Source organism: Leclercia adecarboxylata (genome assembly GCF_006874705.1).
GTDB classification, from domain to species: domain Bacteria; phylum Pseudomonadota; class Gammaproteobacteria; order Enterobacterales; family Enterobacteriaceae; genus Enterobacter; species Enterobacter adecarboxylatus_C.
On record NZ_CP035382.1, the window covers coordinates 3,251,586 to 3,277,583 of the forward strand.

The following is a 25,998-nucleotide window of genomic DNA, read 5'->3' on the forward strand; positions in this document are numbered from 1 at the left end:
CATGAAGTGGCAACAACGCATACGCGTCGCGACCGGCCTGAGTTGCTGGCAGATTATGTTGCATTTATTGGTGGTGGCCGTACTGGTGATGGCCTGGATGAGCGGCACCCTGGTGCGCGTCGGCTTAGGTTTATGTGTGCTGTACGGCGTAACCGTACTGCTGATGCTCTTTTTACAGCGTCATCATGAAGAACGCTGGCGCGAAGTGGCGGATGTGCTCGAAGAGCTCACCACCACCTGGTATTTCGGTGCGGCAGTGATTGTGCTGTGGCTGTTGTCACGCGTGCTGCAAAACAACTTTTTACTGGCCGTTGCCGGCCTGGCGATCCTGGCCGGGCCAGCGGTGGTTTCACTGTTAACCAAAGACAAAAAGCTACGCGATATTGCGTCTAAACATCGCGTACGCCACTGACCCCGTCACGGCCGCTATCACCAGTAGCGGCCACAAACTTCCCCACACAATGTCCAGACTCGCATCCTTGAGATAGATCTGCTTGGTAATATCGGTGAAGTGGCGGATCGGGTTTACCCAGGTTAAGTTCTGCAGCCAGACCGGCATATTCTCCACCGGCGAGACATAGCCGGAGAGCAAAATCGCCGGCATCATAAAGACAAACACCCCGATAAACGCCTGCTGTTGAGTCGAGCAGAGCGCCGAGATCAGCAGCCCAAAGCCCACCAGCGACAGCCCGTAAATCACCATCGTAAAGTAGAACAGCAGAAGCGAACCGGCGAAGGGGATGTGATAGGCCCAGATGCCAATGGCCAGCACGATGCTGGCCTGGAAAGTGGCCACAATCAGCGCCGGAACCGCTTTGCCGACGAAGATCTGCCAGGTCGCCAGCGGAGAGACCAGCAGCTGATCCAGCGTGCCCTGTTCGCGCTCGCGGGCCACCGACAGCGACGTCACGATCATCACCCCGATGGTGGTGATCATGGCGATAAGCGACGGCACCACAAACCATTTGTAGTCGAGGTTCGGGTTGTACCAGTTGCGCACCACCAGCTCGCTGTTGTTCGGCTTCGGTTTGCCCTCCATCAGCTCCTGCTGATACTCCTTCACCACCTGCTGCAGGTAGTTGGCGGCAATCTGCGCGCTGTTGGAGTTACGCCCGTCAAGGATCAGCTGCATGGGCGCGGTTTGCAGGGTGTCGAGGTTGCGGGAAAAATCGGCCGGGAAGCGCACCAGCAAGAGCGCCTTTTGCGTGTCGATGGTCGGCTGTATTTCCTGCGGGCTGTTGAGGATCAGCACGTGGGTAAAGGCTTTGGCGCGGGCAAAGCGCTGGGTCAGCTCCACCGAATGTTTGCCGTTATCTTCGTTATAGACGGCGATGGTGGCGTTGGTCACCTCCAGGGTGGCCGCCCAAGGGAACAGCAGCACCTGGATCAGCACCGGCAAAATCAAAATCGCCCGGGTCTGCGGCTCGCGCAGCAGAGATTGCAGCTCTTTGCGGATCAAGGTCCATAAACGGTAAAGCATAGTGTCGTCCTCTTGTCGGGTGGCGCTTTCGCTTACCCGACCTACAAAATCAACGAGACCCGTAGGACCGGTAAGCGCAGCGCCACCGGGCGAAACCTAATCTAATCGCCGTTTGGTTTTCATCCACGTCAGCCCGATAAACATCACCGCCGACGCAATCAAAAACAGCAGATTCACAATCAGCACCACCGGAATATTGCCCGCCAGGAACAGGCTTTGCAGGGTGCTGACGAAATAGCGCGCCGGGATAATGTAGGTTGCCGCACGGATCGCCGCCGGCATACTGTCGATCTGGAAAATAAACCCGGACAGCATAATCGACGGCAGGAAGGCGGCATTCAGCGCTACCTGGGCGGCGTTAAACTGGTTGCGGGTGACGGTGGAGATCAACAGCCCCATCCCCAGGGTGCTGAGTAAAAACAGGCTGGTGATGAGGAACAGCACCAGCAGCGAGCCGCGATAGGGCACGCCGAGAATAAACACTGACACCAGCATGCACAGCAGCATCGCCAGCATCCCGAGGAAGTAGTAGGGGATCAGCTTGCACAGCAGCAGTTCCGTGCGCGTCACTTCGGTGGAGAGCAGCGCCTCCATGGTGCCGCGCTCCCACTCGCGGGCGATCACCAGCGAGGTGAGGATCGCGCCGATAACCGTCATGATAATGGTCACCGCGCCGGGGATAATAAAGTGCTGGCTGATGGCCGCCGGGTTAAACCAGTACCGGGTCTGGACGTCGATCAACGGCTCGAACGTTTCACCGCGGTCTTCCGCCCGCTGCATCTGCCACAGCTGCCAGATCCCTTCGCTGTAGCCCTGCACAAAGTTGGCGGTGTTCGGCTCGCTGCCGTCGGTGATCACCTGGATCGGGGCGGTATCGCCCGGGCGCGCCATGCGGGCCGCGAAATCCACCGGAATGACGATCAGCCCGCGAATGCGCCCGGCCTGCATCATCTGGATCAGCTGCTGGCGGTCATCGCTGATGGTGGCGTCGATATAGGGCGAGCCGGTCATGGCGTGGGTGAAGTCGAGCGCCTCTTCGCTGCGCTGCTCCAGCAGGATCCCGACCCGCAGCTTGCTGGAGTCCAGGTTAATGCCGTAGCCAAAGATAAACAAAAGCAGCAGGGGGATCACCACCGCAATCAGCCAGCTGCTCGGGTCGCGCACAATCTGCCGCGTCTCTTTGATGCACAGGGCGCGCACCCGACGCCAGGAGAGGGCGGTATCAGACATGGCCATGCTCCTTATCCCAGTCGTTAATCAGCGAAATAAAGGCCTGCTCCATGGTGGGGTCGGGCTGTTGCTCGTCCGCCACCTGAGCTTTGAGATCGTCAGGCGTGCCGTGGGCGATCAGCTTGCCGCGGTACACCAGCCCGATGCGGTCGCAGTACTCCGCCTCGTCCATAAAGTGGGTGGTGACCATCACGGTAACCCCTTTCTCCACCATGCTGTTGATATGCAGCCAGAACTCGCGGCGGGTGAGGGGGTCGACGCCGGAGGTCGGTTCATCGAGGAACAGAATGTCCGGCTCATGCATCAGGGAGCAGGCCAGCGCCAGCCGCTGCTTAAATCCGAGCGGCAGATCGTCAGTGGCGTGGCTGGCGATGTTGCTTAAACCAAAAGCCTCGCTCATGCGGGCGATCTTCTCACTCTGCACCCGTCCGCGCAGGCCGTAGACCCCGGAGAAGAAGCGCAGGTTCTGCTCCACCGTCAGGTTGCCGTACAGGGAGAATTTTTGCGCCATGTAGCCCAGGTGCTGGCGCGCCTTGCCGGAGCTGACTTTTAAATCCATATCCAACACCAGCGCCTTACCGGCGGTGGGCACCAGCAGGCCGCACATCATTTTGAAGGTGGTGGATTTGCCCGCGCCGTTGGGACCCAGCAGACCAAAGATCTCCCCGCGTTTCACGGCAAAGTTCACGTCATCCGTCGCGGCAAAATCACCGAACTTTTTGGTCAGGGATTTGGCTTCAATTACCGTTTCGCCCGGCGTGCCTTCCACGGTATGCAGAATGGCCCCCAGCGGGGATTCCGCGGTGCCTGCCCCGCCGAGCAGATCGATAAAGGCATCTTCAAAGCGTGGGGCGGTCTCCTCGATGTGCAGATCCGGCAGATCCGCACTCTGGCGCAGATCGTCGGCGCTGGCCTCTTTTGTGAGGATCACCCGCACCGATTTCCCCTGAATCATCCCGTCGCTCACCTGGGGCAGCTTCAGCACCCGCTGCAGCAGGCGGCGGTTGTTCTCATGGGGCGAGTGCAGTAACAGGCTGCGCCCGGTCATGCTTTGGGTCAGCTTAGTCGGATCGCCCTGATAGAGCAGCTCCCCTTCGTTCATCAGCAGCACGTCCCGGCACTGCTCTGCTTCGTCGAGGTACGAGGTGCTCCAGAGGATCAACATCCCGTCGCCCGCCAGCTCATGCACCATCTGCCATAGCTCGCGGCGGGAGATGGGATCCACCCCAACGCCGGGCTCGTCCAGCAGCAACACCTTCGGTTCGCCTACCAGGGTGCAGGCGAGCCCCAGCTTCTGCTTCATGCCGCCGGAAAGTTTGCCCGCCAGCCGGTCGGTGAAGGGACCCAGCGCGGTAAAGTCGAGCAAGCGCTGAAAGGTCTTCTGCCGCGTCTCGCCGGTGACGCTGCGCAGATCGGCGTACAGGGTCAGGTTCTCCATCACCGTCAGATCCTCGTACAGGCCGAATTTCTGCGGCATGTAGCCCAGCATCGCATGCAGGGCGCGATCGTCCTGGATGGGATCCAGCCCCAGCACGCTGGCTGTCCCTTCGTCGGGCTTCAGCAGCCCGGCCAGCATTCGCATCAGGGTGGTTTTGCCCGCGCCGTCCGGGCCGACCAGCCCGGTGACGTAGCCTTTCTGCAGCGTACAGTCGAGCGGCGCGACGGCGGGCTTCTCCATCCCGGCAAAGCGTTTAACCAGCCCGGTGAGCTGGATCACCGCGTCACTCATGGGCTTGCCCATTATCGAAGCTGACCGTTACCGGCATCCCCTGGCGCAGGGAATCGTCGGCATCGTTGACGATAATGCGCAGGCGATAGACCAGATCGGTGCGCAGGTCCGGGGTTTCCACGGTTTTCGGCGTGAATTCGGCGGTAGGGGAGACAAAGCCGATTTTCCCGTGATAAGGCTTGTCGGGGCGGCCGTCGGTATAGAGCAGCACTTCGCGCCCCGGTTTAGCCTCCCCGAGACTGGCTTCATTGACGTAGGCCCGCACCCACACCGGGCGGGTCAGGGAGAGGGTCAGCACCGTGCTGCCCGCGTTCAGCATGCTGCCGGGCTCGACGGCGCGGGTCAGCAGCGTGCCGTTAGCCGGGGCTACCAGGGTGGTGTCGTGCAGATCCAGCTGCGCCTGCGCCAGCTGGGCCTGGGCCTGTTCGAGGCTGGCTTTGGCCTGGGCGATATCCTGCTCGCGGTTGCCGGAGCGGTACTGGCGCAACTTATCCTGGGAAGATCTCAGGGTTGCCAGCGCCTGGTCGCGCGAGGAGCGGGCGTTCTCCAGATCGTTAGCCGACACGGTGCGGCTTTTCCACAGCCCCTGCTGACGGTTAAAGAAGTTCTGCGCATAGTCATAGGCGGCCTGGGCCTGTTTGACGGCGGCAGCGGCCTGGGCCACCTCTTCGTCGCGGTAGCCCGCCTGCATCAAATCGTATTGCGCCTGAGCCACGGAGACGCCCGCCTGGGCCTGCATCAGGGCATTCTGGTACGGGGCTTTGTCCAGCTCGCCCAGCGTCTGCCCGGCGGCGATGGTATCCCCTTCGTCCACGGTTAATGACGCCAGCCGTCCGCCGACGCGAAAGCTCATGTTGACGGTGCGGATATCGACGTTGCCGTAGAGAGTCAGCGTTTTATCCTGCTGACTCTGATACCACAGCCAGCCGCCGATCCCGGCGGCCAGCACCACGATCGCTGCCACAATAATGACAACCGGTTTTTTCATGACTCCAGGCTCCTTTGCGTTAACCCCTGCAGGATCAAATCGACATGACAGGTGATGACCTGGCTTATCTGCAGGGCTTTATCCTCATCAAATTCGGTCCAGCCGGTGCGTAACAAAATGGTTTCCCGCCCGAGGCGAAAGGCGAGCACTTCGCCCAGCAGGGCATGGGTATGCAGGATGGTCTGCGTGTCGCTGGCGTCGCGACCGGTATAGGCAGCCACCAGCCGGGTCAGATGGGTGTGCATCGGGGCGATAACCCGATCGTGCACCAGCTGGTAAGCGGCGGAAGGCGAGAGCTGCTCCCGTGAGATAAACTTACTCAGGTTTAGCGTATCGTCATGGGTCAGCAGCTGAATCATATTGTTGCAGGCGGTTAAAATCAGTTCGCGAATGGCGGCGCGATCCGGCGCGGGCTCGTCCAGCAGGGCAGTGGCCGTCTCCACGTGCGGGCGAAAGTGAGTGCCGATGAAGTCGGCGATCCACTGGGCGCAGGCGAGGTAGAGATCCTCTTTCGAGCCAAAATAGTAGGTAATGGCGGCGATGTTCTGCCCCGCCTGGGCGGCGATATCGCGGGTGGTGGCATGCAGCCCGTATTCGCCAAACTGCGCCAGCGCGGCGGCAATCAGCTGGCTTTTGGCCTGTTCGCCTTTAGTGGTGGTCGGGATCGGATTCATAGGGCATATAATCTTAATCAATCGATTGATTAAGATTATGACTGTTTTTTGAGCTTGTCCAGTCCGCTTGTTCAATGTTGCGCCGGGCGGCACTGCGTCTGCCCGGCCTACGTAATAGCGTGGATGCATCTGTTTGCGGGATATTTTATGCGCCACGTCACAAAAGCTGCTACACTCCGCTGCTTCGCGACACCGTGGTTTTTGTCCTTCTATTTGTCATTATCTCCCTGAAAACTACACCTGAAATGGTCGGGGCGGTTCGGAGTTGTTATGTCTTTTGATACCCTTGGCCTGAACCCGGAAATCCTGCGTGCTGTAGAAGAGCAGGGCTACCGCGAACCTACCCCTATTCAGCAGCAGGCCATTCCTGCCGTGCTGGCCGGCCGCGACCTGATGGCCAGCGCCCAGACCGGGACCGGTAAAACCGCCGGCTTTACCCTGCCGCTGCTGCAACGCCTGATTCAGAAAGAGCCGCACGCCAAGGGCCGTCGCCCGGTGCGCGCCCTGATCCTGACCCCGACCCGTGAACTCGCCGCCCAGGTGGGTGAGAACGTGCGTGAGTACAGCCGCTATCTCAACATCCGCTCGCTGGTGGTGTTCGGTGGGGTCAGCATTAACCCGCAGATGATGAAACTGCGCAGCGGCGTGGACGTGCTGGTAGCGACCCCGGGCCGCCTGCTCGATCTGGAACACCAGAACGCCGTCAAGCTCGACAGCGTGGAAATCCTGGTGCTCGACGAAGCCGACCGCATGCTCGACATGGGCTTCATTCACGATATTCGCCGCGTGCTGGCAAAACTGCCGACCCGCCGCCAGAACCTGCTCTTCTCCGCTACCTTCTCCGACGAGATCAAAGGCCTGGCGGAAAAACTGCTGCACAACCCGCTGGAAGTGGAAGTGGCGCGCCGCAATACCGCCTCCGAGCAGGTGACCCAGCATGTGCACATGGTGGACAAAAAGCGCAAGCGCGAGCTGCTGTCGCAGATGATTGGCGAAGGCAACTGGCAGCAGGTGCTGGTCTTCACCCGCACCAAGCACGGCGCAAACCATCTGGCAGAACAGCTGAACAAAGACGGGATCCGCAGCGCGGCTATCCACGGCAACAAGAGCCAGGGCGCACGTACCCGCGCGCTGGCAGATTTTAAATCCGGCGATATCCGCGTGCTGGTGGCGACCGACATCGCCGCCCGTGGTCTGGACATCGAAGAGCTGCCGCACGTGGTCAACTACGAGCTGCCGAACGTCCCGGAAGATTACGTCCACCGTATCGGCCGTACCGGTCGTGCAGCGGCCACCGGCGAAGCGCTGTCGCTGGTCTGTGTGGATGAAATTAAACTGCTGCGCGATATCGAACGCCTGCTGAAGAAAGAGATCCCGCGCATCGCCCTTGCGGGTTATGACGTGGATCCGTCGATCAAAGCTGAGCCGATCCAGAACGGTCGCCAGGGTGGCGGTCGCGGTCAGGGCGGTGGACGCGGGCAGGGCGGCGGCGGTCGTGGTCAGCAGCAGCCGCGCCGTAGCGAAGGCGGCGCGCCGAAAGCGGCCAGCAAGCCACCGCGTCGCGATGGTGAAGCGAAACCGGCCGGGGAAGGCCAGCGCCGACGCCGTCCGCGCAAACCTGCCAGCGCACAGTAATCTGGAAGCCCGGTCGTAAAGCCGGGCTTTTCTTTTGCGGCCCGCTTAAGAAAGTGCCACAATAGTGGCTGTTTATACAGTATTTCAGGTCCATCATGGCTTTAACCGCCGCGCTGAAAGCGCAAATTGCCGCCTGGTATAAGGCGCTGCAACAGCAGATCCCCGACTTTATCCCCCGCGCACCGCAACGGCAGATGATTGCCGATGTGGCAAAAACGCTGGCCGGTGACGAGGGGCGACATCTGGCAATTGAAGCCCCGACCGGGGTCGGTAAAACCCTCTCCTACCTGATCCCCGGCATCGCTATCGCCCGGGAAGAACAAAAGACGCTGGTGGTGAGCACCGCCAACGTAGCCCTGCAGGATCAGATCTACAGTAAAGACCTGCCCCTGCTGCGCAAGATCATCCCCGAGCTGCGCTTTACCGCCGCCTTCGGGCGCGGGCGTTACGTTTGCCCGCGCAATCTGGCCGCCCTTGCCAGCAGCGAACCGACCCAGCAGGATCTGCTGGCGTTTCTTGATGACGAGCTGACCCCTAACAACAAGGCCGAGCAGGAGCAGTGCGCAAAGCTGAAGACCGATCTCGACGGCTACAAGTGGGACGGCCTGCGCGATCACACCGATCAGGCCATCAGCGACGACCTCTGGCGCAGGCTCAGCACCGATAAAGCAAGCTGCCTGAACCGCAACTGCCACTACTACCGCGAATGCCCGTTCTTTGTCGCCCGCCGTGAAATTCAGGAGGCCGAAGTGGTGGTCGCCAACCACGCCCTGGTGATGGCGGCCATGGAGAGCGAAGCGGTACTGCCGGACCCGAAACATCTGCTGCTGGTGCTGGATGAAGGCCATCATCTGCCGGACGTTGCCCGCGATGCGCTGGAGATGAGCGCCGAGATCACCGCCCCCTGGTTCCGCCTGCAGCTGGATCTCTTCTGCAAGCTGGTTGCCACCTGCATGGATCAGTTCCGCCCGAAAACCATCCCGCCGCTGGCGGTCCCGGAGCGCCTCAGCGAGCACTGCGAAACCATTTACACCCATATCGCCTCGCTGAATAACATCCTCAATCTCTATCTCCCGCCCGGACAGGAGGCGGAGCACCGCTTTGAGATGGGCGAGCTGCCGGATGAGATCATGACCCTTTGCCGCGAGCTGGCGCAGCTTATCGAAAAACTGCGCGGGCTGGCGGAGCTGTTTTTAAACGATCTCAGTGAAAAGACCGGCACCCATGACGTGGTGCGTGTGCACCGGGTACTGTTGCAGATGAACCGCGCGCTCGGCATGTTCGAAGGGCAGAGCAAGCTGTGGCGGCTGGCGTCGATGGCCCAGGCCTCCGGCGCGCCGGTCACCAAGTGGGCGACGCGGGAAGTCAGGGAGGGGCAGGTGCATCTCTTCTTCCACTGCGCGGGCATTCGCGTCAGCGATCAGCTGGAAAAACTGCTCTGGCGCAGCGTCCCGCATGTGGTGGTCACCTCCGCCACGCTGCGCTCGTTGAACAGCTTCTCGCGGTTGCAGGAGATGAGCGGCCTGAAGGAGAAAGCGGGCGATCGTTTTGTGGCCCTCGATTCGCCGTTCAACCACTGCGAGCAGGGCAAGCTGGTGATCCCGCGCATGCAGTTTGAGCCGCTGATCGACAACGAAGAGCAGCATCTTGCCGAGATGGCGGCCTACTTCCGCGAACAGCTGGAAAGCAAAAAATACCCCGGCATGCTGGTGCTGTTCGCCAGCGCCCGGGCGATGAATCTCTTTTTAACCTTCGTCACCGATCTGCGCCTGCTTCTGCTGGTGCAGGGGGATCAGCCCCGCTACCGGCTGGTGGAACTCCACCGTAAACGGATAGACAGCGGGGAGCGCAGCGTGCTGGTGGGGCTCCAGTCGTTCGCGGAGGGGCTGGATCTGAAGGGCGATTACCTGACCCAGGTGCACATCCACAAGATTGCCTTCCCGCCCATCGACAGCCCGGTAGTGCTGACCGAGGGCGAGTGGCTGAAAAGCCTCAACCGCTTCCCGTTTGAGGTGCAGAGCCTGCCGGCGGCGTCGTTCAACCTGATCCAGCAGGTCGGGCGCCTGATCCGCAGCCACAGCTGCTGGGGTGAGGTGGTGATCTACGATAAACGCCTGCTGACCAAAAACTACGGCAAGCGTCTGCTGAATGCCCTGCCGGTGTTTCCTATCGAGCAGCCCGAGGTGCCCGAAGTAAAAAAACGCCCGGCTAAACTTGCCGCCGGGCGTAAAAAAAGCATCCATGCCAAGAGGCGCGGTCCTACTGGTAAGTGAAGGTAAACTGCACCACGCTTGAAAACTCGCCCGCGCTGACCGGGGTATGCGAGGCGTAATAGCGTGCCGCCATCGGGAAATCGGCGGTGTGGGTGAGCGGGTCGACCACCGCATTGAAGCGCGCTTCCGGCGCCAGAATGATCGCGTCGGTGCGGTCTGCCAGCTCCAGCGCCAGCCCTCTGGCCGTGCCGGTGTTGGCAAACTTAAACGGGTGGAGGGTGTCGCGCTGCCCCTCCAGGTTGATCGTCGCCAGGGTCAAGTTTTGCGGGCAATGCGAGAGGGTAATATCAAAGTTCTTCCACACCCCGGTGTCCCCCACCGATTTAAAATCACTGGCAACGGCCTGGCCGAGATCGACCACCTTGTTCTGGCTGGCGCTGTCCACCTCGCAGGCGGTGTCGTAAATATTGCCTTTGATGCTGAGGATCACGTCGGTGGCCGGGGCAGACGCGCTGGTCAGCAGCAGTAGCAGGGCAACGTATTTCATCGGGGATCTCACTGGTATTCAATGTCTATGGTGGCAAGGGTATTGGCTCTGCCGGCGGTCACGACCTCGGCGGTCTGGTAGTACTGCACCTGGAAGGGCAGGTTGAACGGCTGGTTGGGCACCGTCTGGTCCCCGAAGGGGATGGGGTAGTCGTAGCGCAGTAAAACGCCGCCGACCATCATTTTGACGCCGACGCCGCTGGCACTGTCGATGCCGGCGTTAATATTCAGTACATCATTTCCGTCGCTAATGGAGGTGGCGCCGTTCGGGCTGGTGATACGGGCGGTCATCGTCACCGCGTCGGTGCAGGTTGCGGTCAGATTGAAGGTTCTCCAGTCGCTGGTGCTGCCGACATGGGTAAACTGGCTGACGGCAAAATTCCCCAGAGAGACGTTCAGGCTTTTCGGATCCACCGAGCAGGTGGTCGCCTTCAGCGCCAGATTGCCACCGTAGCGCACGGCGTTAAGCTGACCCAGCTTTTGATCGGGGTAGATGCCCAGCGACCAGATGCCGTTATGCACCGTCGTTGAGGCCTGCTCTCCGGTGGTACTTGCGGTTTTGATTAGCTGCATCGTCAGCGTCACGTTGAAGCTGCCGTCACTGCTGACGTACCCCAACGGCGTACTTCTGCTGTCACAGTGGGCGGCGCGGCCGCGTACCGGCTGTCCGGCGCTGTTCAGCAGTTCAATACCTATCCCTTCGATACCGCTGCGCCAGACGCCCGGCATCCCCGGTATCTCCTCGCCTGGGCCCAGATGGCAGGCGGTGATCGGCTTGCCGCTGTCGGCGGCATCACAGCGGCCTTTTACCCTGTGCGACTGCGCGGAGCCGGGGATGGCGCTGCCAGCCCCGAGAGAGGCGGGCACCGTCAGGGTCCCCGGCGTGGCCGTCCAGGGCAGATCCGCAGTGGAGCAGGCCGCTTTGGCCTGCGGCATAAACAGAAACAGGGCGGCAAACAGGGCCAGAACACAGCCGTAACGGAAGGGTTTCATCTTTTCCTCGACGTTGTCAGGTGCACTGCGCGGTGACGCTAATCACCGGGTCAGCGGATCGGGACGGCAGTTGATAGTGGGCGGAGCAGTGGGCGCCTGCGCCTTTGCCCCAGCTGACGTTGATATTGCCGTGGGCGTGCATCCCGGTCAGGTAGACCTGGCCGCCATCGGCAACGATAAATTCGCCGCTGTCATGGGCCGGCGCCGCCGTGGCGCCAAAGGGCACCGGACGACCGTCAGCCCGGGTGAGAGTCAGCAGCACCCGGCTGCCGACGCGGGTATCAAAGTGAGTACGTACAATCGCCCCCCGGGTTGGGGTGATGACTTTGGCCGCCTGGCCGACGTCGGCCCCGGCGGGCAGGCTTTCGGTATTCAGCGCCACGGTGTTGTGATGGTACGGCGTGACGTAAGGCACGATGGCATAGCCACGATAGTCGGTTTTGACCCCGGTCTGGTTGTCGATCCCGGTTCCGCTGGCCCCCGGCGCCTCCACCAGCGCCACGGTATCTCCCATCGGCTGGCCGAAGGTGACGCCGTGGGCGTGGACAATCATGCTGCCCTGCACGCCGAGGTTGAGCTGGCGCTGCTGGTTATCCCGGGAGTAGCCCGCCGTCATTTCGCCGTAGGTGGCTTTGTAATCGCTGTTCAGGCTGGTGCTGTAGCCGGACGCGTGGCTGTGGCCCTGCTGCACCCCCCAGCTGAGATTATTGTCTGCCAGCGCGGTGCCGTTGAGGCCGACGCTCTGGCTGGTGTCATCTTTGCTGTTGTTGAAGGTGTAATTGACCCAGGTATTGCTCAGCCAACGATCCAGCGGGACGGAGAGGTTAAAGCCGAAGGTCTGCTCGTTCTCCCGCTGGTCGTCGTCGTCCTCATCCTGCGTGTTTTTGCTCAGGCCGTAGTTGATACCGTAACTGATGCCGTGCCAGCTGCCGTTATAGCCAATGCTCAGCGAGGTCATGCCCTGGTCGCTGTGCCAGTAGTTCTCTTTCACCAGGCTTAACGTCATCGACCCCAGAGAGCCGCCCAGGGACTGATCGAGGGTCGCCTCCTGGCGGTCGCGTCGCCTGTCGCCTGGCGTCCAGTCGTCGTTGGCGGTGTGCGAGTCAAACACGTCTGCCAGGGTGGCAAATCCGGCGCTGTTGTAGCGATACCCGGCCACCGTAAAGTGGGTGCCGGTGGTGACGAAATCTTTGCTGTAGCGCACCCGCCAGGCGCGGCCGCGGGAGGTTTTTTGCCCCTGCATCTGCGATTTCGCCGCGGTTATATCCACCGAAAACGCCCCCCAGTCACCGATATTTTTCCCGGTGCCGAGCGCCAGGGCATCGTAATACTGGCTGGTCTGGAGGCCGCCATAGGCGGTGATATCGTACGGCAGACCGTAGATCCCGGTCCCCTGCAGGAATGGCGTCTGCTCCACGCTGTGGTCATAGCTGCGGTAGCGCCCGCCGGTCAGGCTGTATTTGAACCGGCCTTCACGCTGCAAAACCGGCACTGAGGCGTAAGGCACCACGAAGTGCTGCTCGCTACCGTCGGTCTCTTTGACGGTGACGTTCAGATCGCCGCTGCCGCCGGTGGGGTAGAGATCGTGAATCTCGAACGCGCCGGGTGCGACGTAATTTTGATAGATCACGTAGCCGTTCTGGCGCACCACCACCTGGGCATTGCTGTGCGCCACGCCGCGAATGCGCGGGGCGAAGCCTTTCAGGCTGTCCGGCAGCATGTCGTCGTCCGAGGCGATCTGCGCTCCGGTGAACGACAGGCTGTCAAACACGTCCGAGGGGGTGGCGCTTTGCCCGAGGGTGACGACGCTGCCCAGCGACAGGATATTGCGCTGGGCATAGCTGTAGACGGAGGAAAAATCGCGCTGCGTGGTGCGATCGTCCCGGGTCTGGCTCCATGTCGAGTAGTTACGCAGGCGCCAGGCGCCGAGGTTCAGCCCCGGACGCAGGTTCAGGTAGTCATTGCGCTGGTGGCTGCTGTCTTCACCCCAGCTGCGGCTATCCCCGGCGGAGTAGCTGTAGTTCAGCAGGAAGGCGTTGATGCCGTTGTCCATCTCTTCCGGCGCCACGTAACCGTGGGGAACCGGGGTGATGGCCGCCTGAGGGATACTCAGCAGCAGCTGCTGCTGGCCGGGGCGGAAGGTGGCGCTGGCGGCAGGTAACCCAGCGAGATCGACACAGCCGTCATTCTTCGTGCCGCTGAATTTATCGCTCCGGATACCCAGGCTCTTAAGGGTCTCCACCGAGAGGCAGGGTTGCAGGGTGGCCGGTCCGCTGGCCGGCTGTTGCAGGCCAAAGGCGATCTTTCTGTTGGCTACTTTGTTGTTATTGACGTAGACATCCACCTGATAGCTCCCCGGCGCGATGCCTGGGCCCGTCTCATACACGGAAAGGTCGGTTTTGCCCTGACCGGGGGTATCGATATCCAGCAGGGCCGGGTTGAAATAATCCTCCGCCAGCACCTGCTGCACGCCCACGCTCAGTATCGCGCAGCCCAGCGCAATCAGCAGGGCGCGCGCGGGGTGACGGGGTGCTTTGGTGGAGTAGTCCCAGGGCATGGCGGCGTCGGGCTTAGTGCAAAGGCGCAGACCAGGCGTGGCTTACCGCGCCGTAGTCGTTGATGATTTTCCAGGAAACCGTGCTCCCGGTGATGCCGCCCGGCACGGCAAAGTGCGCGTCGCTGTCGGGGGCCACCCAGGTCACATTGTCGGCTTTTTTACCGCCGACGGTGATGGTCTGGAAGTTCATGTAAAAGGGCGTCGGGTTGCTCACCACCAGTCTATTGCCCTGCTTATGCCAGCGTAATTTACCCGCCACCTCGTCCGGTTTGCCGTTAATCCCGCTCGGGCGGTAGATCAGTTTGATTCGCGTTTTAATGGCGATTTGCAGGGTGTTACTGCTCTCTTCCCGGGAGGTGGACGGAATGGATTTGATATTCAGCCAGTAGAGCGATTCGCGATCGGTCGGCAACGTGCCCCCGGTGCGCACCACGCGCAGGATGTTGTCCTGTTTGCCATCGAGGCGAAACAGCGGCGGGGTGATAAGAAACGGCGCTTTATTCCGCGCAGAATCGGCGCTCTCCACCCAGGATTGCACCAGATAGTCGAGGTTATCCGGGTTGGAAAGCCCTAACGACGCTTCTTTTTTATCTCCCTGATAGATTAGACGGGTCCCTTCGATAATCACCCCGGCGTGAGCGGCGGTGGTAATGAATAACAGGGCGGCGATGAAAACAGATTTACGCATGGCGGGACTCTGATAAAGCAGGCGGTGCCTGACCGCAGAGGGCCAGGCAGCGCAGGATTAGTTGTACATGACGGTAAAGGTGGAGACCGCATTCGCCGGGCCGGCGGTGATGGTGCTGCCGGTCTGGATATAGCGTGCGCCAAACACCAGATCGTTGGTGGTGGTGCCGGACTGAAGCGTATAGCTGGTGGAGGCGGTGTACAGGCTCAGTGGATTTTCTGTCTTATCCAGCAGCTGGATACCGACGCCGGTGGCGGCACCGGTGCCTGGCGTTACCGCCAGCACGTTGGCGTTGGTACCGTCAGCGGAGCCACCAAAGGTGATCGCCGCGCTGGTGATGGTTTCCGGGCAGTCTTTCAGCTGGATATCAAAACGGGTGGTTGACGTGGTCGAGCCTGAACCGGTAAAGGCCGTTTGTGAGACTTTGCCGAGGGAAACATCCAGCGGGCTGCTGACGCCATTTACCACCTGACAGGCGGAGTCGATGATTTCGCCAGTGAAATTAATCTGTCCCTCGCCGCTGTTTGCAGCCCAGGCAGAGACAGAACAACATAATGCAGTGGCAATAAAGGTGCCGGAGACAATTTTACGCATAATAATTCCTGAATAAATTCCGGGGGTAATAACATCCGTTGTGATGAACTGCGGTAAAAAGTGGGGCAACTTTTTACCGGGTAGATAATTTACGTAATTAATTTCGGATAACTATTGGTCGGGTCAATAGTGATTCCGATAACGGTTGAATTTTTATTTTTACTGAAATTACAAGGGGATGATGTTATTGCCGCCCGGCAGCGATAAGAGAAATGTCTGTCCGATGGCGCCTTATCAACGCTATAGTGTTAACAAGATGTCACAAGGAGAAAGAACGTGGATTATCGCAAAATTATCAAAGAGGTCGGGCGGGGGAAAAACCACGCCCGCGACCTGGATCAGGAGACCGCCCGGGCGCTCTATACCGCGATGCTGAACGGCGAGGTACCGGATCTGGAGATGGGCGGCATCCTGATTGCCCTGCGTATTAAGGGCGAAGGCGAAGCCGAAATGCGCGGTTTCTACGAAGCGATGCAGGCGCAAACCCTGCGCCTGACGCCGCCGGTGGCGAAGCCGATGCCGGTGGTGATCCCGAGCTATAACGGCGCGCGCAAGCAGGCCAACCTGACCCCGCTGCTGGCTATTCTGCTGAACAAGCTGGGGTTTCCGGTAGTGGTACACGGGATAAGTGAAGATCCCACCCGCGTGCTGACGGAAACCATTTTTACCCTGCTGGGCATCGAGCCGACCCGTCACGGCGGCCAGGCGCAGGCGAAGCTCGAGGGGCATCATCCGGTCTATATTCCGGTGAGCACCCTGTGTCCGCCGCTGGAAAAACAGCTGGCGATGCGCTGGCGGATGGGGGTGCGTAACAGCGCCCATACCCTCGCCAAGCTGGCGACGCCCTTTGCGGAAGATGCCGCCCTGCGCCTCTCCAGCGTCTCGCACCCGGAGTACGTCACCCGCGTGGCGACCTTTTTTGCCGATATTGGCGGTCGGGGGCTGTTGATGCACGGCACCGAAGGGGAAGTATATGCCAACCCGCAGCGCTGCCCGCAGCAAACCCTGATTGACCCGACGGCGGGAACCCGGGTGGTGCTGGAGCGCGGAGAAGAGAACAGCGACGTCTCCCTGCCGCAGGCCAAAGATCCTGAAACGACCGCCCGCTGGATAGAGAGTTGCCTGGCCGGGCGTGAAGCGGTGCCGCACGCTCTGAAGCTACAGATGGCCTGCTGCCTGCTGGCGACCGGACAGGTTGAGACGGTCGACGCCGGGCTGGCGCGGGTTAACCAGAGTTTTTAAATAAAAAAAGGCCCGTCCAGCGATGGACGGGCCAAAAAAATAACAACAGGGTCAATGAGGGTTGGAGCATCTCGCCAGCGAACTGGCGAGCAGAGCAGAGATAAGGGGCAGGTTATTTGTAGATAACCGCAGTACCGCTCAGTTTGTTGTTGGTGTTGGCGGAGGTAATGGTGTAACCGGTCGCGCCAGCCGCTTCAGCTTTCGCTGCCAGGCGTGCTTCCAGACCATCCAGCGTGGTCGCGCCTTCAGCACTCACCACACCGATTTTGTTCATGCTGTTTGCCTGAGCGGCGCTGATAGATTCCGCAGCGAAAGCACCGAAGGAGAGGGTAGTCAGGGCAACAGCGGCAACAGCATATTTAATGGTTTTCATCGTTAGTATCTCGCAGGTTATTCTGTTAAGGGGACGTTGTTCCGTCGATGTGATAAGTATCACGCTTTTTTACGAGAGATAAAATCGAAGAGAATTGACGACATCATTCGAAAAATTTGAATGACAAATAAGTTATTGAATATTAATAAATTCAGTGAATGAATTTACCTTTCTTGCCGTTGCGCTTTACAGAGGGAAGTGTGAGGGCACGTTTTGCGAAACGCACAGCAAAAAATCGTGCTCAAAAAAGAAACCGCTTGCGTGGCGTTGCTGCCGCCAGGCCAGTCATCGTAACTGGCTGTCTTTCGATCCTCTGCGATTATATCCTGCATGTGATGCATTATGTGAATCTTTCTCCTGCTGGCAGGCGATGCACAGCCGGACGCCGGGCACCGCTTTACGCCGCGCTTCGGGGATGGGCTCCCCGCACTCTTCGCAGGTTTTCAGGCTCTCACCCTGCGGGATCTCGCCCCGCGCCCGCGCCACCGCATCTTCAATGGTACTGTTGATCTGTTCATTAACGGCGTCATCATTCGCCCAACCGGAAGCCATAAACCCTCCTGACAGGATATTGCGCTGTACCAGTAACTATGGGGCTAAAAAACGCACAATCAAGGCGAAGGGCTAGATTTCAGACCATTCACGCAGCAGGTTATGGTAGAGATTGAGCAGGGAGAGCACTTCGTCACTTTCGCCATGGCGGCCGCGCAGAGTCTGGATATTGCGGTCCAGCTCGAACAGCATGGCGCGCTTTTTATCGTCGCGGATCATCGACTGGATCCACATAAAGGAGGCTACCCGCACGCCCGCGGTCACCGGGGTCACGCAGTGCAGGCTGCTGGAGGGATAGAGGACCAGATCCCCTGCCGGGAGCTTGACGCTGTGCTGGCCGTAGGTGTCGTTAACCACCAGCTCGCCACCCTCGTAGCTGTCGGGCTCGCTTAAAAAGAGGGTGGCCGAGAGATCGGTCCGCATCCAGCCACTTTGCGGGTGACTGCGCACGGCGCCGTCGACGTGAAAGCCGTAAGTTTCCTGCTGCTGATAGCGGTTAAACAGCGGGCTGGAGATCTGGCGCGGCAGGGCGGCGGCAAAAAAGAGCGCGTGCTGATTCACCGCCTGCAACACCGCCGCCTGCAGGGTGGCGTACAGCGGACTTTGCGTGTCGACCTGCTGGTTATTTTTGACCTGCGCACCCTGGTTGCCCACGGTGGCACGGCCGTCGATCCACGGGGCCTGGTCCAGCTGAGCGCGGAACTGCGCCACCTCATCGGCGTTCAGCACGCCCGGAATGTGATACATCATAAAAGGTTCTCCGAAAGGTGGGGCCGAAGCCCCACGCGGGATCAGAAGTGCATGTTCGCCGTTAACATAAAGGTGCGCGGCTCGCCCGGATGGTAGCGGTAGCCACTCTTGTTGATGGAGGCGACATAATCTTCATCAAACAGGTTGTAGACGTTGAGCTGCATATCGAGGTTGCGGTTGACGCGATAGCCCAGTTTGGCATCGGCCACCCAGTAGCCTTCGGTGAAGGACGGGGTACCCACCGCGCCGTCAGAGCCACGATGCATGCTGCCGATGTAGCGCGCGCCGGCACCCACGGAGATCGCATCCGTGGCCTGGTACTGGCTCCACAGGGTGAAGGCATGTTCCGGAGTATACGGCAGGGAAGAGGTGCCATCCTGCGCCACGTCACTGCCGGTGCGCACGCTGGCGCGCTGCTGAGTATAACCGCCGATGACCTGCCAGGCCGGAGTGATGTTGCCCGCGGCAGACAGCTCATAGCCTTCGATACGTTTTTTACCGTACTGCGAATAGGTGCCGTCATCGTTCTGCTCGACTTCGTTTTCGATGTCGGTGCGGAAGACTGCCGCGGTCAGCTGGAGACGTTTATCCAGCACTTCCCACTTGGTGCCCAGCTCGCTGGTCTTGGCCTTCTGCGGTTTAAAGTCCGTGCGGTTGGCGCTGCTGCCGGTGCCGCCCTGGGCCAGGGCAAAGTTATTGCCGCCCGGGGGCTGCTGGGAGATAGCGTAGTTGACGTAAATATTGCCGTGCTCGGTCAGATGGTAGAGCGCCCCGGCTTTCCAGTTGACCAGGTTACCGGAGGTGGCGGTATCCACCGTAGTGACCGGCGAGCCTTTAGGCGTGCCGGTCGGGCAGGCAACCGCCCCGCGACCCGTGCCGCCGCAGATGCTGGCGCTGTCATATTCGGTGTGATACGTATCGAGACGAATTCCGCCGTTCAGCTCGAAGTCACGGGTGACCTGGAGCGTATCAAAGGCGTAAATCCCGAAGGTATCGGTCCGACCGTTGGCGTTGGCACCGCTGTTGTTCAGACCGCCCAGGCTGACGTTGCTGTTCGGGTGATAGATATTCACCGGCGGCGGGGTGATGGCATCCACGCCATAGTTGGTCTGGGTTTCGCGGGTGAACTCCACCCCGGTGCTGATATCGTGGCCGACGCTGCCGGTATAGAATTTGGTCGTCAGGTTGGTCTGGTTGGTCAGGATCTTGTTGCTGACATCTTTGGTGTTGGCGTTACGCGACCAGGTCCAGGTATCCACGTTGTTGCGATCGGGCTGGGTGATGTTGGTGGCCCCACCCATCACGGCGGTCATCAGATAATCCTGCTTCACCCGCGACCAGCGCGTGGTGTTCCGCACGGTGGTGTTGTCGTTGAAGTCGTGCTCAAAGCGCACCGTGGCGGTGTCGGAGGTGGAGTCGTCGTAATCGGAATCGGTGCCGTAGAAGTTGCTGGTATCCACTTTGCCGGAGTGATTCAGCGCCGCAGTGCCCGCCGATGGCGCAGAGTAGCCCGGCAGCCCGATGGTCGGGATGCCGCCGTCCGGGGTGTTGTGCTGAGTCACGTGCAGGTAGTTCAGATACAGACGGTTTTCCGTTCCCAGACCAAAGGCGAGGGAAGGGGCTACGCCGTAGCGTTCGTTCTTAACGTTATCGCGTCCTTCGTCGTGGGTTTTTTCACCCATCAGGTTCAGACGAAACGCCGAGGTGTCACCCATCACCTGGTTAATATCGAGGGTACCGCGACGCATGTACGCGCTGCCAATGCTGGCGGAGGCATCAATGCCCGAGTCCAGACGCGGCTGTTTACTGATCATATTGATGGAGCCGCTGGGTGCGCTACGGCCGTAATCGCTGCCGGATGGCCCTTTAATCACTTCGACCTGTTCGGTGTTAAAGGTATCGCGCGTAGTGGTGCTGATGTCGCGGATCCCGTCAACGTAAATGCTGTTCGAGGTGTCCACACCGCGCATGTACACCGCGTCGCCGGTAGTGGAGTTACCGTTTTCACCGGCAAAGAAAGCCCCCACGCCCGGGACGTTTTTCAGGGCGTCGGTCAGGTTGGTGGTGCCCTGATCCTTCAGCACCTGTTCGGAGATAACGGTCATAGTGCGGGTGGTATCTGCCACGGGGCGGCTGAACTTCGCGTCGGCAGACTTCTGCGGCGCATAAAGCGAAGGTTGCGCCGCTTCTACCACCAGGGTGTCGTCAGACTTTTTATCGTTATTCTCCGCCGAGATAGCGCTCGCTACCGGGGAGAGGCCAATACACAGCCCCGCAAAAAAGGTCAGCGAGCTGAAGCTGTTCGGAACGTTGCGATTTTTATCCATATTGTTTAGCGACTTATAATTTTTAGAATCGAGTTTCCATTACGTTGTCAGGCAGGTCTGTGCCTTTTCCTGTGCCACGGGAATAACCGTAATGAACCTACAAATGATAATAATTGTGATAAACATTATCATTTGGCGTGACTTTTTATCACTCTCGCCAACAAAATGAAATACGTAAATTTACATTGCCTGCTAAAAAACTTCACAAAGTGGATTTTGGACAAAAAACGAACTGCACCCCAGAGGATGCAGTGTGTAGTGCAGAGCGGGGAACTATTTGTAGATGGTGGCAGTACCAAACATGTTGTTATCGCCGCTGGCAGAGTTCACAACATAGCCTTTAGCACCTTTTTCACGCGCTTTTTCAGCCAGTTTGTCCTGCAGGTCGTCGAGGTCTCTTGCGCCCGAAGCCTGCACGGTTCCGGCTGGCCTCAGTTGACTGGTGTCGCCGCTGCTGAGTGATTCAATCGACCATGCAGCAAACGACGCGCCTGCCAGTGAAGCGGCAGCGAGCATTACCAGGTATTTTTTCATAATCACTTCCTCTGATTGACAACGGGTGGTGCACACTAAGTGTAGAACGGGTCAGAGTGTGATTTAGTGCAAAAAATTGATGATGATCTGCTTATTTTTTGAACGACATATTTTGACAATTTCATGACAAATCAGCGACATACAGGTGGCTGATTTTTGGTGTTTTATTCTGCGGCGCAGAGAAATATTTACCGTTGCGCCCGCAACGGGTATCTTACGCCGCTGTTTACAGGAGAACGCCATGACACCCGAGAAGCCGGGGTTGCACCCACGCAACCGCCACCGCAGCCGTTACGATATGAATGCCTTATGCGAGAGCTGTCCGGCACTGCGCGAATTTATCACCGAAACCCCGACGGGCGAGCCGACGGTGAACTTTGCCGATCCCCAGGCGGTGAAGACGCTGAACAAAGCACTGCTGATGCATTTCTACGGTGTGGCGCAGTGGGATATTCCGGACGGCTACCTCTGTCCGCCGGTACCGGGGCGCGCCGACTACATTCACCATCTCGCCGATCTGTTGGCGGAAGGGAATAACGGCACGGTACCTGCCCAGGCGACGATCCTCGACATCGGGACCGGCTCCAACCTGATCTACCCCCTGATTGGCGTGCATGAGTACGGCTGGCGCTTCACCGGCAGCGAGGTGGATCCGCAGGCCTTTGCCAACGCCGCCGCCATCATTAATGGCAATCCCGGTATGGCCCGCGCCATTCGTCTGCGCCGCCAGAAAGAGGCCGCATCGATTTTCGCCGGGGTGATCCATAAAAACGAACAGTACGATGCTACTCTGTGCAACCCGCCGTTCCATGATTCCGCTGAATCGGCCCGGGCGGGCAGCGAGCGTAAGCGCCGCAACCTCGGCCAGGCGGCCGATGCCGCGCTGAACTTTGGCGGCCAGCAGCAGGAGCTGTGGTGCGAAGGGGGCGAAGTGGCCTTTATCAAGAAGATGATTGCCGAGAGCGCCCAGTTTGCCCGTCAGGTGAAGTGGTTTACTACTCTGGTCTCGCGCAGCGAAAACCTGCCGCCGCTGTATCGCGCCCTGACGGACGTCGGCGCGGTGAAGGTGGTGAAAAAAGAGATGGCCCAGGGTCAAAAGCAGAGCCGCTTTATCGCCTGGACCTTTATGGATAACGACAAACGCCGCCAGCGCTAACGGGTTTTTTACAGCGTTGGCTCCTGAGGCGAAGAGGGTGCCGGGCCCGGCGACGGCAGCAGCTGATACATCTGCACCGGCATCCGCACTTCTGCCAGATCGAAATGTTTTTTCACCATGCTGTCGAGGGCGAAACGCACCGTCCACTGCTTCAGCGGCTGGGTGGTGAACGACACGCGCAGCGTAAAGGCGGTGCTGGTCAGCCCGACAATCCCGGCAAACGACGGCTCGCCGATAATCAGGCCGCGAATATCCTCTCTCTCCAGCAGTTCATCCACCGCCGCTTTCAGCGCCTGCTTCGCTTTCTCGGCATCTTCATGTCTGTCCACATCGTAGTTCGCCACCACCGAACCGATGCCGCGGACAAAGTTGGCGAAGGTGGTGATCGATGACCACGGAATAATGTGGTACGCCCCGGTATCCTGCCGCACCCCCACCGAACGAATCGACATTCGCTCTACCGTGCCGGTTAGCGGCCCGATGGTCACCAGATCCCCGGTGTTCATCCCGTTTTCAAACTGAATAAAGATGCCGGTGATGATGTCTTTCACCAGCGTCTGGGAACCAAAGGAGATCGCCAGCCCCAGCGCCCCGGCACCGGCCAGCAGCGGGGCGATATTCACGCCAATTTCCGACAGCACAATCATGATGGTAATGGTGCTGATCACCACCGCCAGCGCGTTGCGGAACAGCGTCAACAGCGTGCGGGCGCGGGCGCTGGGCAGCGGCCGGCCATGAATATCCGAGGAGAGCCGGTTCTCAATCAGGCTCGCCAGAATCGTCCAGCCAATGGCGGAGAAGAAGAGGATCAGCGCGATGCGGATCAGAATATCCACCGTCTTTTCACCGGCACCGTTGTGCAGCCAGTTCCAGAAGTCGAACAGCCCCCAGGCGCTGAGCAACAGCATAATGGCGACACAGACCGTCAGGAACCGCGCCACCTTCAGCGACACGGAGATCCAGCCGTTCAACCGCTTTTGCAGCTCCGGATAGCTGCGCTGCACGTGCGGCGACAGGGTGATGGTTTTAGCCAGCCAGCGCGACAGCAGCCCCGACACAAAGGCGGCGATGCCGACGATCGCCAGGCTGCGGAAGGTCGCCCCCATCATAAATTTGAGGCTGTTTCCCGGGTCGAACAGGGAGAAGAAGCAGAGCACGATAAAATAGGCGCTCGCCAGCCAGTGCCACACCAGGGCGAAGGCGCGAATAAACAGGCTGAAAAAGGCGAGGGAGCGGTCGGCCAGGTGTAGCAGCCCCTCGGTAATGGCGCGTTTGTTGTGAAAAATCAGGTACAGCGCCCAGACGGTGATGCAGAGCATAATCAGCACGTTGGCCAGGGCGCCGATCTGCACGTTGACCTGGTTAGAGATAATGGGCACCGCCACCAGCAGGCCATAGCCGATCATCCCGCTCAGGATGCTCAGCCGGAGCGACCAGTAGTGGGCGGCGCGATCGCTGATGGCAAAGGGGCGCAGGTCGGGCACCCGCGGGCAGAATATCAGGCGCAGGATCGCTTTGAAGAACTCAATCAGCGCGAAGGCGTTGAGGAATAGCGTCTGCTGGAAGGCGATGGTGGGATTGCCGGTATTGAGATATTCGCTGAGGATTTGGCCGATAAACAGGGTCAGCGCCAGCAGCAGCAGGTCGATTATAAAGGCGCTGGCGATGGTCAGCGGCAGGTGGACCCAGCTGCTGGTCTCCCGGTTCTTTCTGCGTCCCCAGCTGCCCATTTTGCGGTACAGCGGCCAGGCGCAGAGCCTCACCAGCCAGTAGAAGGCAAAAACTAACCCGGCGAGGAGCAGAAACTGCCGCGCGGCAACGACGAAAGTCTGCGGGTTAAAGGGCTTATGCGGGGAGCCGATCAGGTTGCGGTAGAGCTGGGCGAAGCGGGTGGAGAGCGCATCGCCGTAATGGCGGCTGATGTCGGTCACGTTCTCCAGCACGGTCTTCTCTTCGGCGATCTCCGGCGGGGTGATTTTGGGCACCGGCTCCTGGGGAGGCGTCGCGGCCACGCTGCGCAGCTGGGAGATCAGCTCCTGGCGCGAGGCGTCATTTTCCAGAACATCCGCCAGTGCGGAATAGGCGGCCTTCTTCTGCTCAACGTCCGGCTCGGCGGCCGGAGTGGTCGCTTCAGCTGGGGTGGCAGCAGGAACGCCCGGCAGGCTGACGGCCTGCGCAGGCAGGCAAAACAGGCTTATCAGGAGCAGCAGGATCCAGGGCACGGCGTCCTCCGGTGACAATATTGTGCAAAGTGATAAGTATAGAAGGCGAACGGAAGCGGGGGGTTTTTGGGAAGATTCCGGAGGAATCGTAGGCCGGGCAAGCGTCAGCGCCGCCCGGCGTTAAATTACGAAACGTGCTGGAGGAAATCCTGCAAACGCTGGCTCGGTGGGTTCTCAATCAACGCCTGCGGATTGCCATCTTCGGCAATACGGCCTTTGTCGATGAAGATCAGGCGCGAGGCCACTTTCTCGGCAAAGCCGATTTCGTGGGTCACGATCACCATCGTCATCCCTTCTTCCGCCAGATCCTGCATAACCTTCAGTACTTCGTGGCGCAGTTCCGGGTCGAGGGCCGAGGTCGGTTCATCGAACAGCATCATCTTCGGTTTGACCGCCAGCGCACGGGCAATAGCCACGCGCTGCTGCTGACCACCGGAGAGCTCGGACGGATAGTGATGCCCGCGCTCCGCCAGTCCGACTTTCGCCAGCAGCTCTTTTGCAAGCTGCTCGGCGGCCGCTTTGTTGGCACCGCGCACGCGCAGAGGGCCGAACATCACGTTCTCCAGCGCCGTCAGATGCGGGAACAGATAGAACTGCTGGAACACCATCCCGGCTTCCTGGCGGATCAGACGCTCGTCCACCTTCGGGTCGTTGACCTTCAGACCGTCGACAATCAGATCGCCGCTGGTGATCTCTTCCAGCTTGTTGATGCAGCGCAGCAGGGTCGATTTACCGGAGCCGGACGGCCCGATAATCACCACCACTTCGCCGGTCTGGATCTGGAGATCGATATTGTGCAGCACCTGGGTCTGACCAAAGTGCTTGGAAACGTTTTTAAATTCAATCACAGGATTTTCATCCTTCTTTCAAGACGACGCAGCACGAAGCTCAGTGCCAGGGTAATAATGAGATAGACCACTGCAACGGCGCTCCAGATCTCCAGGGCGCGGAAGTTACCGGCAATGATCTCCTGGCCCTGACGGGTCAGTTCAGCGACGCCGATAACAATGAACAGTGAGGTATCTTTAATGCTGATGATCCACTGGTTGCCCAGCGGCGGCAGCATACGACGCAGCGCCAGGGGGAGGATCACGTGGCGGATGGTTTCGCGACGGGAAAGACCCAGCGCCAGACCGGCCTCGCTAAAGCCTTTGTGGATCGACAGCACCGCACCGCGGGTGATCTCAGCGATATAGGCACCGGAGTTGATCATGATGGTGACCACCGCCGCGCTGAACGGGTCAATGCGCAGATCGGTAAAGGCCATCGGCAGGGCGAAGTAGATAAACATCACCTGCACCACAATCGGCGTGCCGCGGATCACTTCGATGAAAACCAGTGCTACGTGGTTGGCTATCCAGCCGCCGTAGGTGCGGGCAAAACCGGCAACGAGGCCGATAATCAACCCGCCAACCAGACCGAGGACCGAAATCCACAGGGTCATTTTGGCGCCTTCAAGCAAGAGAGGAATGGCAGGCCAGATGGCGCTCCAGTCAAACTGCATGATGTATTCCT

23 protein-coding genes are annotated in these 25,998 nt (G+C 59.7%); 5 read left to right on the top strand and 18 right to left on the bottom strand.

Annotated elements, in window-relative coordinates; genetic code table 11:
- The first annotated feature begins 1 nt into the window (after position 1).
- Entirely contained in the window at positions 2-412 is a 411-nt protein-coding gene (locus ES815_RS16465; RefSeq protein ID WP_142488765.1) for a YbhQ family protein, read from the top strand.
- Here the strand turns inward: ES815_RS16465 and ES815_RS16470 are convergent.
- The 5 genes from ES815_RS16470 to cecR form a co-directional block, all read right to left on the bottom strand.
- Positions 374-1,480 carry an ABC transporter permease gene (locus tag ES815_RS16470; protein WP_142488766.1) on the bottom strand — a complete coding sequence of 369 codons (1,107 nt, stop codon included), beginning with the start codon at positions 1,478-1,480 and terminating at the stop codon, positions 374-376. The two genes, ES815_RS16465 and ES815_RS16470, sit on opposite strands and share 39 nt — an antisense overlap.
- A gap of 96 nt (positions 1,481-1,576) precedes the next feature.
- Positions 1,577-2,710: an ABC transporter permease gene (locus ES815_RS16475; RefSeq protein WP_142488767.1), complete on the bottom strand. Its 1,134-nt coding sequence runs from the start codon at positions 2,708-2,710 to the stop codon at positions 1,577-1,579.
- Positions 2,703-4,439 (bottom strand): ATP-binding cassette domain-containing protein, encoded by a 1,737-nt coding sequence (locus tag ES815_RS16480; protein ID WP_142488768.1) that lies wholly within the window; start codon positions 4,437-4,439, stop codon positions 2,703-2,705. The genes ES815_RS16475 and ES815_RS16480 overlap by 8 nt, the downstream gene beginning before the upstream one ends.
- Complete coding sequence (gene hlyD / locus ES815_RS16485; RefSeq protein ID WP_142488769.1) at positions 4,432-5,427, bottom strand: secretion protein HlyD; 996 nt, start codon at positions 5,425-5,427, stop codon at positions 4,432-4,434. Before hlyD ends, ES815_RS16480 begins: the two co-directional genes overlap by 8 nt.
- Positions 5,424-6,101, bottom strand: coding sequence for a transcriptional regulator CecR (gene cecR, locus ES815_RS16490; protein WP_142488770.1), 678 nt, complete (start codon positions 6,099-6,101; stop codon positions 5,424-5,426). Before cecR ends, hlyD begins: the two co-directional genes overlap by 4 nt.
- A 270-nt stretch (positions 6,102-6,371) precedes the next feature.
- Here cecR and rhlE point away from each other — a divergent pair, with 270 nt between their 5' ends.
- Both rhlE and dinG read left to right on the top strand, forming a co-directional pair.
- Positions 6,372-7,736, top strand: coding sequence for an ATP-dependent RNA helicase RhlE (rhlE, locus tag ES815_RS16495; protein WP_142488771.1), 1,365 nt, complete (start codon positions 6,372-6,374; stop codon positions 7,734-7,736).
- Between the two features lie 95 nt (positions 7,737-7,831).
- Complete coding sequence (gene dinG / locus ES815_RS16500; RefSeq protein WP_142488772.1) at positions 7,832-10,009, top strand: ATP-dependent DNA helicase DinG; 2,178 nt, start codon at positions 7,832-7,834, stop codon at positions 10,007-10,009.
- Here dinG and ES815_RS16505 read toward each other — a convergent pair.
- From ES815_RS16505 to ES815_RS16525, 5 genes are read right to left on the bottom strand one after another with little or no spacing between them, the layout of a single operon-like run.
- Complete coding sequence (locus tag ES815_RS16505) at positions 9,996-10,496, bottom strand: fimbrial protein (protein ID WP_142488773.1); 501 nt, start codon at positions 10,494-10,496, stop codon at positions 9,996-9,998. The genes dinG and ES815_RS16505 overlap by 14 nt on opposite strands.
- A gap of 8 nt (positions 10,497-10,504) precedes the next feature.
- Positions 10,505-11,488: a fimbrial protein gene (locus tag ES815_RS16510; RefSeq protein WP_142488774.1), complete on the bottom strand. Its 984-nt coding sequence runs from the start codon at positions 11,486-11,488 to the stop codon at positions 10,505-10,507.
- Between the two features lie 16 nt (positions 11,489-11,504).
- On the bottom strand, positions 11,505-14,045 hold the full coding sequence (locus tag ES815_RS16515; protein ID WP_142488775.1) for a fimbria/pilus outer membrane usher protein: 2,541 nt from the start codon (positions 14,043-14,045) through the stop codon (positions 11,505-11,507).
- A 13-nt stretch (positions 14,046-14,058) separates the two neighbouring features.
- On the bottom strand, positions 14,059-14,733 hold the full coding sequence (locus tag ES815_RS16520; protein ID WP_142488776.1) for a molecular chaperone: 675 nt from the start codon (positions 14,731-14,733) through the stop codon (positions 14,059-14,061).
- Between the two features lie 57 nt (positions 14,734-14,790).
- Positions 14,791-15,327 carry a fimbrial protein gene (locus tag ES815_RS16525; RefSeq protein WP_142488777.1) on the bottom strand — a complete coding sequence of 179 codons (537 nt, stop codon included), beginning with the start codon at positions 15,325-15,327 and terminating at the stop codon, positions 14,791-14,793.
- 276 nt (positions 15,328-15,603) lie between these two features.
- Here ES815_RS16525 and ybiB point away from each other — a divergent pair, with 276 nt between their 5' ends.
- Positions 15,604-16,569: a DNA-binding protein YbiB gene (ybiB, locus tag ES815_RS16530; protein ID WP_142488778.1), complete on the top strand. Its 966-nt coding sequence runs from the start codon at positions 15,604-15,606 to the stop codon at positions 16,567-16,569.
- Positions 16,570-16,681: 112 nt separating this feature from the next.
- Here ybiB and ybiJ read toward each other — a convergent pair whose 3' ends face one another.
- The 5 genes from ybiJ to mcbA all read right to left on the bottom strand — a co-directional run bounded on the left by ybiJ (position 16,682) and on the right by mcbA (position 21,105).
- A complete protein-coding gene (ybiJ, locus tag ES815_RS16535) occupies positions 16,682-16,942 on the bottom strand; it encodes a DUF1471 family protein YbiJ (RefSeq protein ID WP_142488779.1) in 261 nt (86 codons plus the stop codon).
- Positions 16,943-17,227: 285 nt separating this feature from the next.
- Entirely contained in the window at positions 17,228-17,494 is a 267-nt protein-coding gene (locus ES815_RS16540) for a DksA/TraR family C4-type zinc finger protein (RefSeq protein WP_032617164.1), read from the bottom strand.
- Between the two features lie 72 nt (positions 17,495-17,566).
- A complete protein-coding gene (gene ybiX / locus ES815_RS16545; protein WP_142488780.1) occupies positions 17,567-18,244 on the bottom strand; it encodes a PKHD-type hydroxylase YbiX in 678 nt (225 codons plus the stop codon).
- A 41-nt stretch (positions 18,245-18,285) separates the two neighbouring features.
- The gene (locus ES815_RS16550; RefSeq protein WP_142488781.1) at positions 18,286-20,571 is read right to left on the bottom strand and encodes a catecholate siderophore receptor Fiu; all 2,286 of its coding nucleotides are present in this window, start codon (positions 20,569-20,571) and stop codon (positions 18,286-18,288) included.
- 273 nt (positions 20,572-20,844) lie between these two features.
- Positions 20,845-21,105 (bottom strand): DUF1471 family periplasmic protein McbA, encoded by a 261-nt coding sequence (gene mcbA / locus ES815_RS16555; protein WP_142488782.1) that lies wholly within the window; start codon positions 21,103-21,105, stop codon positions 20,845-20,847.
- Between the two features lie 241 nt (positions 21,106-21,346).
- Here mcbA and rlmF point away from each other — a divergent pair, with 241 nt between their 5' ends.
- Positions 21,347-22,261, top strand: coding sequence for a 23S rRNA (adenine(1618)-N(6))-methyltransferase RlmF (gene rlmF, locus ES815_RS16565; protein WP_185902343.1), 915 nt, complete (start codon positions 21,347-21,349; stop codon positions 22,259-22,261).
- 8 nt (positions 22,262-22,269) lie between these two features.
- On the opposite strand, the gene ybiO is transcribed toward rlmF, so the two are convergent.
- From ybiO to glnP, 3 genes are all read right to left on the bottom strand, one after another.
- Positions 22,270-24,483: a mechanosensitive channel protein gene (gene ybiO, locus ES815_RS16570; RefSeq protein WP_142488784.1), complete on the bottom strand. Its 2,214-nt coding sequence runs from the start codon at positions 24,481-24,483 to the stop codon at positions 22,270-22,272.
- A 125-nt stretch (positions 24,484-24,608) separates the two neighbouring features.
- Positions 24,609-25,331: a glutamine ABC transporter ATP-binding protein GlnQ gene (gene glnQ / locus ES815_RS16575; protein ID WP_142488785.1), complete on the bottom strand. Its 723-nt coding sequence runs from the start codon at positions 25,329-25,331 to the stop codon at positions 24,609-24,611.
- Complete coding sequence (gene glnP, locus ES815_RS16580; RefSeq protein WP_039029408.1) at positions 25,328-25,987, bottom strand: glutamine ABC transporter permease GlnP; 660 nt, start codon at positions 25,985-25,987, stop codon at positions 25,328-25,330. The genes glnQ and glnP overlap by 4 nt, the downstream gene beginning before the upstream one ends.
- Positions 25,988-25,998 lie beyond the last annotated feature (11 nt).